Genomic DNA, 13,753 nt, shown 5'->3' with positions numbered 1-13,753 from the left:
CCGTCATGCGCTGGGCCGGTGGGCTGCTCTCAGATGGTCCCGGACCACTTCGGCGAGCAACTCGGAGCGATCCGGCGGCAGACCAAGGAGGACGGCGCTGCGTCCTGCGGCTGCCCCCAGATCGGCGATCCGCTCCTCGGTGAGGGCGGGCAGCGATGTTTGCCCGCCGGGATCGGGCGCCACCGGTTCCGCACTGCGGCTGCGGGGCAGCAGCCGCCGGAGCCGGGCAACCAGACCGCTTCCCACCGACGCGCCCATCGTCTTCACCACCTCGGTAGCGACCCCGCAGGCGATGCTGGTGACGACCAGTTCGGCGGCGCCGCCGAACGCCAGCGGATCCTCCTTGGGACGCCGCCCGCCACGCCTGCGCGTACGGCGGGGCAGGCTCGCCGCGGTCTCGTCGAAGTAGGGGAGCTCCTCGGGGGCTATCCGCGCCACGATGGCCCGCCCCAGCGCGAGATCCGCAGCCTCGGGCTGTTCCACGCCGCCTCCCTGCTTGACGAGACGTCAAAGGATCAGCAACGTAGCGCAGAACGGCCTTTTATACAGGGCGACTTCCGGTCTCTCTCACGCGGCATCCACCTGGTGTCCATGACGGCCTGCGACCCTGGGCTTGGGAGTGGTGAGCTCACATGTTCACGACACAGGAACCAGGGCAGAGGCAGACATTCCCCGGCCATCCCGCGCACCCAGACGTCCTGTGCGCACTGGGCGAGCCCGGATGCCCTTGGGGGCACTACGGGCCGCTGACCTGACGGCCCCGTTCTCGGCCAGCCCGCGACCCGCTCCCCCAGCCGCCTGCCGCTGCCGTGCCGGACCGCCCTCCCAGGCGTCCAGGAGCCGCTCTCCGGCATCCATTTCACCGCCCACCGGTTCGCGATCCGCGCCACCAGTCAGCCGTGATCTTCCCAGTCGGCTTGGCATAAGCGGGCCTCGCTGACTGAGATGTCGCCGCGCCTTATGCGGGTACGGGTTGCAGGACGAAGATCCGCAAGTTCCGGCTGCAGCGTGCGTCGTAGGCTGCGTAGCCGGGTGAAACGGTGAGGATCGTCAGCCAGATCTCCTCACGTTCGAGGCCGTGGGTCTCACGAGCGAGGACACGGAACTGCTTCCCGCGGGTGACGACGGTGGCGTACGGGTATTTGAGGAGGTTGCTGCTCCAGGCAGGGTGGTTGTTTCCGCCGAGGTTCGAGCCGATGACGGCGAAGCCGTGCTCACACGGCACGTGGAACAGCGGGACCTGGCGGGGCTGTCCGGTGCGGGCACCGGTGGTAGTGAGCAGGAGCGAGTGGAGGCCGACTGCCCGTCCGATGCTGAGGCGTCCCTTGGTACGGAGCTGTAGTGCTGCGTCCCAGGGCACCATCGCTCGCATCGGGCCGCTGGCCCAGCGGCTGGTGGCGATCTGGTTCAGGAATCGCATCAGGGGGCCCGTTTCTGAGACGGGTGGCCTGGGGCGCGGTGCCGGCGCGGTGGGTGGGACTGGGGCCGCTGTCCGGGTCGGACCTTGGGGTGAGTGGGCCGGTGCAGGTGCCCCGGTGGTGGGGTGGAAGTGCGCGCTGTTGTTGTTCACCGTGAACGTTCTGTCTCGGGGAGTGGTTCGATCGCGTCGTGGCGTCTGCGCGGAGAGGGGATAGCCGGCCGGGAGTTACCCAAGGAGCGGTGTCGGTTTCGCAGGGCGAATGTCGTCACGCCGATCGCCGTCATGCCAAGGGCCCAGCACAGTCCTAGGGCGAGGTAGGTCCAGGGCAGCGTGCCGAGGCGTGCCGCGCTGGTGGCGGACTGCATGGCACCGTAGGTGGGCAGGAGCCGAATCACGGGACTGTCGGCCGCTGGGTTGGCGATCGGGTTCTGCAATCCCACATCGAGGAAGCTGACCATGATGACCAGGAGGGTCCCGGCGAGTTCGCTGCGCAGGACAGCGGCCAGCATGATGCCGGCCCCTCCGTAGATGAGGCCGCCGACGAACAGAGCGGCAGCCAGCAGCTCCAGCCGTTCGGGGGCCCAGAACACCCGGACCCAGAAGGTGGCGTAGAGGACGACGGGGGCCGCGGTCAGCAGGAGCGTGGCGTACTTGGCCGCCACCAGACATAGGCGCGGGTAGCCGGCCATCACCAGGCGGCTGTCGAACTCCGCGGACTGCGAGGTGGCGAGGAACATCATGAAACCGATGATCAGCGCGAGGGAGTGCAGCGCCCCTGTGAGCTGAATGAGGATGTTGCCGTCCACGGTGATCGTCCGGTGGGCCGCGCGCAGGAAGAAGGGAACCGCGGTCTTGGCGCTCACGGTGTAGGCGAGCGAGAGCCACAGGGGGATGAAGAAGACGACCAGCGCCAGCGCCAGGCGATTGCGCAGCTGCGCAAGGACGGCGAAGCGGACCGCGGTGACGAAGCACAGCCATACCCGGCTCATGCCACGCCCCCACGCGTGCTGTCGGCAAGCCGGCCGGTGTGCAGCAAGGCTCCGTCCGTCAGCTGGTACACGGTATCGAGGCGGTCGGTGTCGTAGGCGAGGTGAGAGACCACCAGGACCGAACAGCCGCTCTCCCTCAGCGCATGGGCGACCTCCCAGAACCGCAGATATGTTTCCCAGTCGAAGCCCTGGTAGGGCTCGTCCAGGAGCAGCAGCCGAGGATTGTGCATGAGCGCGAGAGTGAGATTCAGCTTCTGACGGGTGCCGCCGCTGAGGGTGTGAACACGCTGATGCCGGTACTCGGTGAAGTTGAGCGCCTCCAGCAGTTCCAGCGCCCGATCGACACAGTCCAGGTCGTAGGCGGCCTGGAAGTAGCGCAGGTGCTGGTCGACGGTGAATGCCTCGTGCAGGACAGTCTTCTGCGGGCAGTAACCCACCCGTCCCTTGTGGTCCACCGTTCCGCTGTCCATCGTCAGATCGCCGACGAGGATCCGCAGCAGAGTGCTCTTGCCCGCACCGTTCTCGCCGACGATCCCCACGAGTTGGCCGGCGGACAGATCAAGGCTCGCGCCCCGGAGCACGGAGCGTCGTCCATATCTCTTGTGCACGTTGCGCACGCGCAGAACGAAGTCACCCCCCGGCATATGTCACCTCACGCAAAGAAGTCATACGAGTTGCAACGGACGACCGGGCAGAACGTGGCGGCGACCCATGGGGCGTCACTTGATCTGGTGAGCGATGACGATCCGCACAAAGCATGGTCGTTTCTTTCCAGGAGCGTGCTCGTTGTGGTGACAGGTCGCCCGTGGCCGAGCTCGACGAGTTCCGGGAACGCCCAGCCGTCTCACGCAGGTCATACAGCGGGAAGGTCGAAGGTGAGCAACGTCGTCGGTGCGATGTCCGTGCCTGTGATGGGTCCTGGGCGGAGGGAGGAGCCTGAGGCCGCCGTGTTGCCGGGCAGCATGGAGCCTCCGTGGGCAAGGCTTGTGCAAGGGGCGCTCGACGACCTGTATGCCCCGTGCCCGCAAGCAACTTTGACGGCACGTTTGTGTGCGCTGACGACGTTGGGGAGCATGCCGACAGATGTCGCCGAGCGGGCGGATCGCCGCCTCCACGAGGCGCTCGTCCGGCCCGTGCGCTATCTCGTCGAGGCCGGTGGCGCACGGCTGCGCCCGCGGTTGCTGTTGGCCGCGATCGACCTCCTCGGCGGCGACGTCGCCCGGTACGCGCCCCTCGCGGCGGCGATGGAACTGATGCACACCGGTTCGCTCATGGTCGACGACGTCCAGGACGGGGCGACTCTGCGGCGCGGCCGGGCACCTTCACACGCCGTCTTCGGGCAGGCCACTGCCCTGAATGCCGGTACGGCCGCCTACTTCACCTTCGACCATGCCCTTCGGTCCACGCTGCCCGAGGATGCCGCACTGCGCGCCGCCGTCACCGAAACCTGCCTGGGTGTGCTGCGCTCGGCCCACGCCGGCCAGGGCCTGGATCTGGAAGGCCACCAGGCGGAGATGGACGCCGCGGTGGCGGCCGGCTGTGGCCGTGAGGTCCAGCATCTCGTCCGGCTGACCCACCGGTTGAAGTCGGGCGCACCGGTACGTGCGTGTATGGAGACCGCGGCGCTGCTCACCGGCGCCGGCAAGGACGTGCAGGCCGCACTCGGAGCGTTCGGGGAGGCCGTGGGGGTCTCCTACCAGATCATCGACGACGTCCTGGACCTGGACGGCGTCGTACGAGGGGGGAGCGCCACCAAGCGGGCCGGAGAGGACCTGTTCAACGGGAAGGTCACTATGCCGATGGCCCACGCGGTCGACCTGCTCCCCCAGGCCCGCATGGCGCGACTGTGGAACGGCCTGCGCGACGGCCGCGCGGGCAAACGCCGGGTTGTCAAAGCAGCACAGGTGCTGCGCGGGTGCGGGGCGTTGGAAGCAAGCCGTACCGAAGCGTTCACGAAGCTGCGGCGTGAATGGGAACGCGTGGAAGATCTCATTGAGGATTCCCCGAAGACCCGGGCGCTATGGACGCTGGCCCACCAAGCCGTCAGCGAATCGCGCCGAGGACTACTGGCGATGGGCCATGAGCCCGAAGGACCTTGACCCGCGCGTCCGGTCGGCGTGGGCCCCGCTTCTTCCCGTTCTGCGTTCCGTCGTGCCCCACGGCAGTATCGCCGCTCTTCCCCAATCCCGTCATCGCCGAGTCGCTGCTGGACCGGCTGATCAACGCCAGCCATCAGGTCATCAAGAACGGCCCCAGTTACCGGCCCAACAAACAGCCGAAGAATCCCACCGACAAACCCGGCACACCCTCGAAAGGCTGATCAGATCACCGGCGGCCCCGCCTCGATCCGGCGCATTACCGGGGACAGGCGGTCCAGATCCGGGCCCGTCTGGACCTGCCGCTCGTCCCACCAGGTGGCGCCGGCGTCGCGCAGCGGACCGATCACGTCCTTGGCCTTCACGGCATCCGAGGGCGTGGCACCGCCGAGCACGAACTCGAAGGGCCGCTCGGCCCCGCCCATACGGTGCTTGCGCACATAACCCACAAGATCCCGAACCTCTGCCACATCGGGCACGTGCCCATGCCGGGCCGTCTCGAAAAGAGGCACCGCGCCGTCCCACCGCGCTGCCCGCCGCATCGGCGGGCGGCGCGGCCAGAACCCGCCGATCCACACCGGCGGACCAGGCCGCTGCACGGTCGCGGGCAGCAGCGTCACGTCCCGGACGTCGTAGTGCCGGCCATGGTGGTCCACCGGCTCGCCGGACCACCAGCGCCTCAACAAGTCCAGTCCTTCATCCAGCCGCTCGGCGAGGAGCTGTGGGTCAGCGGTGTCGCCGAAGCTGCGGTACTCGTCCTCGACCGGCCCGCCCAGGCCCGCTGCGAAGATCACGCGGCCGCCGCTGAGATGGTCCAGGGTGGCCACCTGGCGGGCAAGTTGCTGCGGACGATAACGGGCGACCGGCGTCAGCAAGGTGCCCAGCCGGATCCGCGAGGTCGCCAGCGCGGCCGCTGTCAGCAGCATCCAAGGGTCTCCGAAGGGGCGCCCCTGGTGTTGTCGGTGCAGTACGTGGTCCCAGACGAAGAGCCCGTCCCAGCCGGCCTGTTCGGCGGCAGCCGCCACGGCCGCGACGTTACGAGGGTCGGCAAAGTCACCGAAGTTGGGGATGTTGATGGAGAAGCGCATCCCGGCAGGATGCGCAATTGGCCGCGAAGGAGCAATCGGAATCCGATCCAGACGGCACGGCCGGGCCTCGAAGACACCGCGTTACACGCACTCCACCCTCCCCGAACCGCGGCTGGACCGGCAGAGCAGGCCGACCCATGGGGCTCCGCATCCAAGCCATGCCGACTGCTACTGAACTTGAAAGCGTGATGTCGGCCTGCGGGAGGCGAGCTCAGTGACGCGGCTCGGAGTCCCGCTCGGCGGCGTTGGCGTTGCCCATAGGGTTGGGCTGTAAGGCCCTCGCGTTGTCCGTCGTTTGTAGCTGGAAGAAGCCGTGAGTATCGCTGCTCGTCTCATCGCCACCGTTGCTGCTCCACTGGACCCAGGGTCGGCAGAGGCGCCGCAGGTGCTGTGCTGGCCGAACCGCACACTCCTGGTGCAGCGTGATGACGCTGAGGTGGTGGCTGTCGATGTTGATCAGCCTGATGCTGGTCGAGGCGCTGAGATCCGGTTCCCGGCGCCCTGGCCCCGCCGCTTTGGGACGGTGACGGTGTCACCGGAGCGGGATGCAGCGGTGTTCGCCGGCGTTCATGCAGTGCGGTCGGTGGAGGCGACCGGTGCGACGCGGTGGGAAGTCCGGCATGGCTGCTGGGGCGGCTGTCCTCTGCTGCATGTGTCGTTCGACGAGTACGCGGACGACAGGGACCACCTCTATGCGGACAGCGGTTCGGCCGTCGTCAGCGCGGACGGCGAGCTCGTCTGGTCACACGTCCGCGGACCGCTGGCCAGCGACGGGAACACGGAGGACGACCAGGAACTGTGGGTGGTCCTGGACGCCGTAGCCGGAAGGGCCGTGGGACGTGTGAACACCGGGACCATGGCCTCCTGCTCCGAGCACACGTCACACCCAGACCCTTCGCAGATGGGGCTGAGCCTCGGTGAGGGCGAAGAAGGCTCGCCCGTGTTGTGGGGACGCTGGGATGGGCAGCAGGTGACCGCCGAGCAGATTGGCACCGAGCGGATCCTCCTCGCGGTGAGCCCGTCTGGTCGGAGGCTCCTGACTGTTCCCGTCGGACAGTGGTCCCTCTCGCTCCACCAGCTGGAGCACAGCTCGAAGGTCTCGCGGAAACTGGACGCCACGGACGCCGTGCCGGCGCACCCGCAGAACACGGGCAAGGACAGGGTCTACTGGGATTTTGAAGCGGCGTTCGTGGACGAGGACACCATCGTTGCCGGCACCTCCGAGTGCGATGCCCAGTATGGGTCGGTCCGTCACTGGCTGGTCGACGTAAAGGGAATGGACCTGCTTGGCGAGATCTCCTACCCCGTCCCAGTCTCGGGGCCTGCGCGCGCAGCTGGGGGCGGCAGGTGGTACACGATCTCGAAGGACGGGACTACGGTGCGCCTGTGGGAGCTCGCCCAAGTGAACTGACGTTGGCCGGGTGACGATCGTGCCATTCGGGGAACGTCGCCTGCTGGCACCCAGTAATCCTGGAGCGTGAGATACGCGCAGGGCGGCAGGCTGACCGACGCCGAGAGGGGCAAGCGGGAGCAATTGCGGCTCCAGGCCGTGGAACGCTTCGAGACCAGACACAAGAACGCAGAGGTCGCTGCAGCGCCGCGAGTAAGCGTGCGGTCGGTGGAGCGGTGGCGCCGAGCCTGGCGCGAACAAGGCGAGGCGGGGCTGCTGTCGAAGGGCTCGCCGGGCTGGTCGAAACTCGGCGAGACCCAGGTCGCCAGGCTGGAGCAGGAGCTGGAGCGCGGCCCGCTCGCCCACGGCTGGGCAGACCAGAGGGAGACGGGCGATCCCCGCCTTCATCTGCGCCCCGTCAGGCGCGACGGTATGACGTACGTGCCGCTGACCCGCAGGCCGGGCGGCATGCACGCGCACATACTCGTCATCAGCCCCACCGCCGACGAGCCCGAGCTCCGGACGCACGAGGGCTATGAATAGATCTACGTCCTCAACGGCAGGTTCCGCCTTCACCTCGGCGACCGCATCCTGGTCATGGCGCCGGGGGAAGTCGCGGAATTCGACACCCACGTCCCGCCCTGGCTGGGCACCGACAACGACCAGCCGGTGGAGCTGCTGGTCATCTTCGGCAAGCAGGGCGAACGCGCCCACCTGCGCGCCCGCCCCGCCTCCTGACGCCCTCGCGCCCGGACGCATGCCCTCCCGTTACCGGCCGGATTCGGAGGGCAGCATCGAATCCAGGCCGTGCCGGCGATCGCCCAGGACCCGCTCGCACACGAGCGCCTCATCGGCCGCGCTGAAAACCTGGGCGGGCCGGCGACGGGCCACTGCCTCGTCGGCGTCGGCGTTTACCAGGTCGGCGTTGATCGCCGCGGCCGCCGCCACACCGGACGCCTGCGCCGCGGGCAGACCGCCCATCAAATCGGTGACGTTGCCCGCCACATACACCCCGGGAGCCTCGGTCGCACCGCCCGGCGCGGAGGGAACATAGGTGCCCACACCCATCGGGTGCTCCACCGGGTCGACTCCCAGGCCGGACAGGATCTCGCCGCGCGCCACGAACCGTGGCGCCACCACCAGCGCGTCCACGGGGACACGCAGGCCCGAGGCCAACCGGACACCGCTCAGGGCGTCGTCCGTGACATCCAGGCCGGACACCTCACCCTGCACGACCTCAATGCCGCGCGCCGCGAGGCGCTCCCACTGCTCCTCACTCGGCTCCGGGCCGGAGTGAAGGAACAGCGTGACACGCGATGACCACTGGCGGAACAGCAGCGCCTGGTGCACCGATGCGGCGCTGGTGCCCAGCACCCCGATCGTCCTGTCGCGCACTTCCCAGCCGTGGCAGTAGGGGCAGTGCAGCACGTCGCGCCCCCACCGCGCCCAGAGCCCCGGCACCTCCGGCAGCTCGTCCACCAGGCCCGTCGTCACCAGCAGACGGCGGGCACGAAAGGTACGGCCGCTCTGCGTGCCCACGACGAACCTGCCGCCCGTCCGGCGTGCCGACTTCGCGCCTTCCTGGAGCAGCGTGCCTCCGTAGCGGGCGACTTCGATACGACCGGTGCGCAGCAGATCCCGTGGCGACACCCCGTCACGCGACAACAGGCCATGGGCCGCGTCTGCGGGGGCATTGCGTGGTTGCCCGGAATCGAGTACCAACACCGAACGCCTGGCCCGGGCCAGGGTCAGCGCACCCGACAGACCTGCGGTTCCACCGCCGACGACAACGACATCGAACTCTTCCAGCATCTCTTCCGTGTTCATGCAGCACACGGTGCTGCGCCCTCGTCAGTGATGCCACTCCTCTTGCCGAACCGGCAAGAGATGGCCGGCCGCCGGTCGTCACCGACGACATGCCGCACACCGTGGTTCGCCGCCGCGCGAACGGCGAGACGGACGAGGAGATCCAGCCCCAGACCTGCTCATCCCCACCGGCCGCCACAAGGGGCACAGCCCCAGCCTCCGGCCTCTACAGCATCTACCGGGCGCTGACCGAGTACGAGAAAGGCCCGGACGTCCAGTTCGCCTCCCGCGACGAACTGGCCGCGGCCATCGGCACCTTCGTCTTGGCCTACGACCAACACGACGCCAAGCCCTACCGCTGGACCTACGGCGGCAGCCCACTCAAAGCCGCATGAACGCCCGAAGGATCAACGCGACGCTGCACTAGGGCTGGAAAAGTACCTCCGGATTGTTCGGCGAGGGGCCGTCCAGCAGCGGACTGTGGATGTTCTTCAGCGTCTGGTCGAAGAACGCTGTCACGTACTCACGCGTGATCACGATTCCACGTTCGGGGTCGAGGGGCGGCGTCGGGAACCCGGCCTGCTCCTCGAGCAGGTCTACGTCAGTGAAGCTGGGATGGTTGGCGCCGGTGACCGTCAGCCACTTCTTGTAGCCGCCGAGGGCGGCCCAGGTCTGCTCCCACGTGGTGTCGGAGCCGCCGGCCAAGTGGGTGTCGGTCTCGCCCAGCATGAGGAACGGCCGGTTGATCTGGCCTGGCATCGGGACCGGGTAGAACTTGCCGTCCATGTTCACTCCGGCCCGTACTCGCGGGTCGGCGATCATCGTGGCGGCGGCCGTCGCTCCGCCGATGGAGTGTCCGGCCACGCCGATCTCGTGCTTGTCGATGAGGTGTGCCAGGCGCCACGCGGTATTGCCGTGCGTCAACTGGTCGATCACGAAGGACTCGTCCAGCGCGCGGCTGGCGGTGACCGTGTCCATGTCGAGGTTCGGGTCATCGCAGATCGCGCACGGCGGCGTCTGGCCGTTCGCCAGCGTCTCGCCGCTGTCCCCGTTGGTGTCGCCGACGAGCGCGACGACGTAGCCGTGACTGGCCAGGTCGGTCGCGAGCGAGGTGAGCACCATGCGCGGGTCCCCGAACCCGGGTGAGAGGAGCACCAGCGGATACTTGCCGTGTTGCGGCCGAGCGCCGTCGAAGGCGTGAGTGGTGACGCTGGAAACGTTCTGTGGGGTGATGCCGGAGCTCGCCGGTATCTTCGCCTGCTGGATGTGTCCGGCTGCCTCGGCGAGGGTCATGTAGGGGGCCGGAGTCCCGGTCCCGGGGACGGCCGGGTAGACCATCGTGACGGTCAGTTGGCGGGGGCCGGATGACGGCACCCACGGGTCGGGACGGCTCGCGTCGGTGAGGTGGATGATGTCCTCGCCGGCGGCGTAGGGGCCGGTCGGCGCGGGGAGCGTGCCGTGGAAGGACGGCGTGGGCGCGGGGGCCGTGGCCGGTGCGGTGTCGAACGCGTGCGTGGCCACCGGTGTGGCCGACGGTGTGGTCGTGGCGGCGAACCCGGCGCCGGTTCCGGTGACGAGGGCGGCGAGCGCCAGCGCCGCGACGGCGCTGATACGGCGATTGCGTTTCATGGGATCGACGCTAGATTCCGCGGCTCCGTATCGAATCGGCCCATGGATGTAAGCATTCTGGTGTCGTTCGTAGCCCCCGGGAGGTACCGGAGTAACCCGCCGGGAGTATGTCGTGCGGTGCGGGGTTCCCTTCGCCGACATCGTCGAGTGCCACCTTCGTCCTGGCCTAGTCGAACACGACGCCAAGCCCTATCGCCGGACCTACGACGGCAGCCCACTCAAAGCCGCATGAACCCCCGAAGGACCAACGCGACGCTGGTCGGGGTGATGTTTGGCCAAATCTCCCGGGCAGTGGCCAGGTTGGTGTTGCGCTGGTCCATCGCGACTGCTCATGCAGACGAACCGATCTGGAACCGCAAGAGGTCCGAACCGCACCCCCGCTTCGGGAACACAGGACCCCGGAATCGGACCCTAGCGACGCTGGGCGCGCCAGTTCTTGAGTCGGTCGTACCTCGAAGTATCGGATGCCCGCGCACGGCCGGGATAGCCCGACGCAGCGGCAGTGACCCGGTCGATGGCCTCGCTGCGGCGTACTTCGCCGACTGATGGTGTGCTCGGGTATTGGAACCGGCTGAATGCCCTCGGTCCGGGGCCCATGTGCCGCCCCGGACCCCGGTGTTCGTCGCCGCGCGTGGACGTGCCAGGAGCCAGTCAGGCCTGTTCGAAGTGGAACGACTTGATGAAGCAGTCGCGCGGCTGGGCAACGGCGAAGAGGATGCACTCCACGAGCGACTGCGCGGTGAGCGCATTCTTGGCCTCGCGCGGTGTGTTCTCCCATTCCTCGGAAAGCGGATCAGGGTTGTCGAAGTCGGGCGGGTAGAGGGAGATCACCCGGACCCCCTGGGGACGCAGCCGCTTGGAGAGGATCTCGGCGAACCCTGCCTGGGCGCTCTTGGCCGCGTAGAAGGCATCGTGTGCTTCCGAGCGGTGATGACCGGCCGTGCCGCAGGCGGAGACCATGTTCACCACATCTGGTTTATCCGAGTTGAGGAGGAGAGGGAGGAAGTTCTTCACGGTCAAGACAGTGCCGGTGGCGCCGGAGGCGATGGTGTCGATGACGTCGGCGTCGGAGGCGGATTGGAGGTCTGGCCCTTGGAGGTAGCGGGAGCCGTTGTTGATCAGCATGTCGATGCGGTCGGTGTGCCGGCCGACGTCGGCAGCGAAGTCGCGGATCGAGGCCGGGTCCGTCAGATCGCAGGTGAAGGCGTGGACCTGCTGGTGCCCTCGGCTGCGAATCTCGTCCCGGACCCGTTCAGCGGCGGCGTGCGTGCGCGCGGAGAGGAAGACCTCGGCGCCTAGGTCCGCGAGACGGATGGCCAGAGTGCGTCCGAAATCGCGGCCGGCAGCGGTGATGACCACGCGGTGATCGTTGAATCTCATGTCGGTACTCCAGGTTCCTGGATCGGAGGTTGCAGTGAAGTGCGGCGGCTGACTTCGGCTGCATAGGCGTCCCAGTCTCCTGCGGCGGCCCGTTGCCATTTGACGGCAACGGTGATGCCGGTGCCGGGAGCGCGTGCGAGGACCGTGGTGGCAGCTCGGTGGCGAGCTGGAACAGGGCAGTTGAGCGGGTCTCGGTCGGCAAGCCGGATGCCGAGTTTACGGAGACGTTCGCCCATGCCCGGACGGTCATCGGGCGGCCAGGCTGGTCGCCGGGGAATCGCCAGGGTAATTCTGTCCGGGCGAGAGCGGCATGGCTGCGGCGGACCGCAACCTGACGGAGGGCCAGTTCGGCGACGGGGCCGGGCAGCTCGACCGGGACTCGCCGAAGCGAGAGGGACTGCACGGTCGGTCTCCTCGATGTGGTCGACGGTGAGCCGGGAGTTCACCGCGGGCCATCGGGCATAGCGAAGCAACAGCGGGCCGGCCTTCGGACTTGAGAGCGTCGTCGTGCAGCAGACGGCGGGCGGGCCCATCGGGCTTCGACGTCCATCGCCTGGGAGGAACCGTTCCATCTGACAGCCGGGAAGCTGAGACCGTGGGCGATCTTCCGGGCGAGAGTCCAGCCCACGAAGTGGCCTGGGCTCTCGACGGTGACGGACAGCGTCGCTGAACATCCAGCGTTCAACGTCGGCCTGACGGCAGGTCGGAGAGTCAGAGGCTGGTCCCGTCGAGCCGGTTCCGGAGATGGACGGCTGCCCGCAGATACCGGCGGACCACGGTGAGCTGGGTATGCGTGATGTCGTTGCCTCGGCTGCGTCGGAGGAGGCGCCAGGTCGCGAGAGTTGCTGCGCGGCGCGAATGGGCACGTCGCATTCCTCTCAATCCCGGTTCTTCCCCCTCGACGAGCTTGCGGGACTCCGGCAGTGTGGCGCAGGGTCTGCCGGTGTTCCATAACGCGCATCCCGGCTCATCGGACGCGCAGCCACTATGGCCGACCGCTCCTCGCGGACCGGCGGGCGTCTAATGACCGGCGGGCGTCTAATGATCTGCGTGCTGCCCGTGCGAGGTCTCGGGCTGCCGTACCCACGCGGCCAGTAGCCCAAGCGCCTCTTCGGAACTGGAGCCTGCCTCGGCGGTGTAGACACTCAGCCGCTGGTCCGGGTCGGCGGGCAGGGTGAGGGACTCGTAATTGAGGGTGAGTGGGCCGACGATCGGGTGGCGGAAGTGTTTGCTGCCATGCGTGTGCCGATGCACGTTCTGGTCGGCCCACCAGTGGCGGAAGTCCTCATCCCTGATTGAGAGTTCGCCGACGAGTTCGGCCAGCAGTGGGTCGTGGGGATGGCGTCCGGCGTCTCGCCGGAGCGAGGCGACAATGTCCTGGGCGTGGGTGTCCCAGTGGGCGTACAGCGAGCGGGCGGTCTCGTCGCAGAACATGAACCGCACCAGGTTCCGCTCACGGTGCGGCAGCGCGTCGAAGTCGGTGAGCAGCGCACGTGCCATCTGGTTGGACGCGAGTACGTCCAGTCGCCGCCCCAGCACAAGGGCGGGGGTGTGCTCCAGGGTGCGGAGCAGGTTGCGCAGCCCCGGGCGGACCGGCTGCGGACGCGTCGCCGTGCGGCGGGGCCTACCTGCGACGGGCTTGGCGAGTTGGAACAGATGGGCGCGTTCGACGGGATCGAGGCGTAGCGCGCGGGAGATGGCGTCGAGGACGGTCTCGGAGACGTTCAGTCGGCGTCCGCGTTCCAGGCGTACGTAGTAGTCGACGCTCACGCCCGCCAATTGCGCGATCTCTTCGCGGCGCAGTCCTGGCACTCGCCGGGAGCCGCCGCTGTCGGACAGGCCCGCCTGGCGCGGGGTGATCCGTGCCCGCCGAGAGCGGAGGAACTCACCGAGAGCTGTGTTGCGGTCCATGCCGTTCACGATAGGGCCCAAGATCGCCCCGACGGCCCGCGAAA

Annotated in this window: 12 protein-coding genes and 3 pseudogenes; 6 read left to right on the top strand and 9 right to left on the bottom strand. The window is 68.2% G+C overall.

The features are described from left to right. Positions 1-3 precede the first annotated feature (3 nt). The 4 genes from OG522_RS39435 to OG522_RS39420 all read right to left on the bottom strand — a co-directional run bounded on the left by OG522_RS39435 (position 4) and on the right by OG522_RS39420 (position 3,053). Positions 4-483 carry a hypothetical protein gene (locus OG522_RS39435; protein ID WP_329468276.1) on the bottom strand — a complete coding sequence of 160 codons (480 nt, stop codon included), beginning with the start codon at positions 481-483 and terminating at the stop codon, positions 4-6. A 475-nt stretch (positions 484-958) separates the two neighbouring features. Then, the gene (locus OG522_RS39430; RefSeq protein WP_329468274.1) at positions 959-1,420 is read right to left on the bottom strand and encodes a nitroreductase family deazaflavin-dependent oxidoreductase; all 462 of its coding nucleotides are present in this window, start codon (positions 1,418-1,420) and stop codon (positions 959-961) included. Between the two features lie 146 nt (positions 1,421-1,566). Further along, positions 1,567-2,409: an ABC transporter permease gene (locus OG522_RS39425; protein WP_329468273.1), complete on the bottom strand. Its 843-nt coding sequence runs from the start codon at positions 2,407-2,409 to the stop codon at positions 1,567-1,569. Beyond that, positions 2,406-3,053 carry an ABC transporter ATP-binding protein gene (locus OG522_RS39420; protein ID WP_329468272.1) on the bottom strand — a complete coding sequence of 216 codons (648 nt, stop codon included), beginning with the start codon at positions 3,051-3,053 and terminating at the stop codon, positions 2,406-2,408. The genes OG522_RS39425 and OG522_RS39420 overlap by 4 nt, the downstream gene beginning before the upstream one ends. Before the next feature lie 429 nt (positions 3,054-3,482). On the opposite strand from OG522_RS39420, the gene OG522_RS39415 reads away from it, so the two are divergent. Together OG522_RS39415 and OG522_RS39410 are read left to right on the top strand one after the other, a co-directional pair. Beyond that, positions 3,483-4,508, top strand: a complete 1,026-nt coding sequence (locus OG522_RS39415) for a polyprenyl synthetase family protein (protein WP_329468271.1) — start codon at positions 3,483-3,485, stop codon at positions 4,506-4,508. A gap of 56 nt (positions 4,509-4,564) precedes the next feature. After that, positions 4,565-4,729: pseudogene (locus OG522_RS39410) on the top strand (ATP-binding protein); the annotation flags it as partial. Here OG522_RS39410 and OG522_RS39405 read toward each other — a convergent pair. Next, positions 4,730-5,593, bottom strand: a complete 864-nt coding sequence (locus OG522_RS39405) for an LLM class flavin-dependent oxidoreductase (RefSeq protein ID WP_329468270.1) — start codon at positions 5,591-5,593, stop codon at positions 4,730-4,732. It lies immediately after the preceding pseudogene. Between the two features lie 415 nt (positions 5,594-6,008). On the opposite strand from OG522_RS39405, the gene OG522_RS39400 reads away from it, so the two are divergent. The 3 genes and pseudogenes from OG522_RS39400 to OG522_RS41455 all read left to right on the top strand — a co-directional run. Continuing rightward, entirely contained in the window at positions 6,009-7,004 is a 996-nt protein-coding gene (locus OG522_RS39400) for a hypothetical protein (protein ID WP_329468269.1), read from the top strand. Positions 7,005-7,070: 66 nt separating this feature from the next. After that, a pseudogene (locus tag OG522_RS41460) lies at positions 7,071-7,373 on the top strand (helix-turn-helix domain-containing protein); the annotation flags it as partial. Beyond that, positions 7,371-7,721 (top strand): annotated as a pseudogene (locus OG522_RS41455) (cupin domain-containing protein); the annotation flags it as partial. The pseudogenes OG522_RS41460 and OG522_RS41455, both read left to right, overlap by 3 nt. A gap of 30 nt (positions 7,722-7,751) precedes the next feature. Here OG522_RS41455 and OG522_RS39390 read toward each other — a convergent pair. After that, positions 7,752-8,810, bottom strand: a complete 1,059-nt coding sequence (locus OG522_RS39390; protein WP_329468268.1) for an NAD(P)/FAD-dependent oxidoreductase — start codon at positions 8,808-8,810, stop codon at positions 7,752-7,754. An 89-nt stretch (positions 8,811-8,899) separates the two neighbouring features. Here OG522_RS39390 and OG522_RS41450 point away from each other — a divergent pair, with 89 nt between their 5' ends. Next, on the top strand, positions 8,900-9,184 hold the full coding sequence (locus tag OG522_RS41450; RefSeq protein ID WP_443074871.1) for a hypothetical protein: 285 nt from the start codon (positions 8,900-8,902) through the stop codon (positions 9,182-9,184). Positions 9,185-9,212: 28 nt separating this feature from the next. Here the strand turns inward: OG522_RS41450 and OG522_RS39380 are convergent, their stop codons facing one another. The 3 genes from OG522_RS39380 to OG522_RS39370 form a co-directional block, all read right to left on the bottom strand. Next, positions 9,213-10,418, bottom strand: a complete 1,206-nt coding sequence (locus tag OG522_RS39380) for an alpha/beta hydrolase family protein (RefSeq protein ID WP_329468267.1) — start codon at positions 10,416-10,418, stop codon at positions 9,213-9,215. A gap of 651 nt (positions 10,419-11,069) precedes the next feature. Further along, entirely contained in the window at positions 11,070-11,798 is a 729-nt protein-coding gene (locus OG522_RS39375; RefSeq protein ID WP_329468265.1) for an SDR family oxidoreductase, read from the bottom strand. Between the two features lie 1,038 nt (positions 11,799-12,836). Continuing rightward, the gene (locus OG522_RS39370) at positions 12,837-13,709 is read right to left on the bottom strand and encodes a helix-turn-helix transcriptional regulator (protein WP_329468263.1); all 873 of its coding nucleotides are present in this window, start codon (positions 13,707-13,709) and stop codon (positions 12,837-12,839) included. Between the last annotated feature and the right edge of the window lie 44 nt (positions 13,710-13,753).

It is taken from the genome of Streptomyces sp. NBC_01431, assembly GCF_036231355.1.
Lineage (GTDB): Bacteria > Actinomycetota > Actinomycetes > Streptomycetales > Streptomycetaceae > Streptomyces.
The sequence above is the reverse complement of the archived record's forward strand: the minus strand, read 5'-3'. Positions and strand labels throughout refer to the sequence as shown.

Excerpts from the sequence above, each read along its gene's own strand:
- OG522_RS39430 (WP_329468274.1), bottom strand. The coding sequence starts at position 1,420 with ATGCGATTCCTGAACCAGATCGCCACCAGCCGCTGGGCCAGCGGCCCG.
- OG522_RS39425 (WP_329468273.1), bottom strand. The coding sequence starts at position 2,409 with ATGAGCCGGGTATGGCTGTGCTTCGTCACCGCGGTCCGCTTCGCCGTC.
- OG522_RS39420 (WP_329468272.1), bottom strand. The coding sequence starts at position 3,053 with ATGCCGGGGGGTGACTTCGTTCTGCGCGTGCGCAACGTGCACAAGAGA.
- OG522_RS39415 (WP_329468271.1), top strand. The coding sequence starts at position 3,483 with ATGCCGACAGATGTCGCCGAGCGGGCGGATCGCCGCCTCCACGAGGCG.
- OG522_RS39405 (WP_329468270.1), bottom strand. The coding sequence starts at position 5,593 with ATGCGCTTCTCCATCAACATCCCCAACTTCGGTGACTTTGCCGACCCT.
- OG522_RS39390 (WP_329468268.1), bottom strand. The coding sequence starts at position 8,810 with ATGAACACGGAAGAGATGCTGGAAGAGTTCGATGTCGTTGTCGTCGGC.
- OG522_RS41450 (WP_443074871.1), top strand. The coding sequence starts at position 8,900 with ATGCCGCACACCGTGGTTCGCCGCCGCGCGAACGGCGAGACGGACGAG.
- OG522_RS39380 (WP_329468267.1), bottom strand. The coding sequence starts at position 10,418 with ATGAAACGCAATCGCCGTATCAGCGCCGTCGCGGCGCTGGCGCTCGCC.
- OG522_RS39375 (WP_329468265.1), bottom strand. The coding sequence starts at position 11,798 with ATGAGATTCAACGATCACCGCGTGGTCATCACCGCTGCCGGCCGCGAT.
- OG522_RS39370 (WP_329468263.1), bottom strand. The coding sequence starts at position 13,709 with ATGGACCGCAACACAGCTCTCGGTGAGTTCCTCCGCTCTCGGCGGGCA.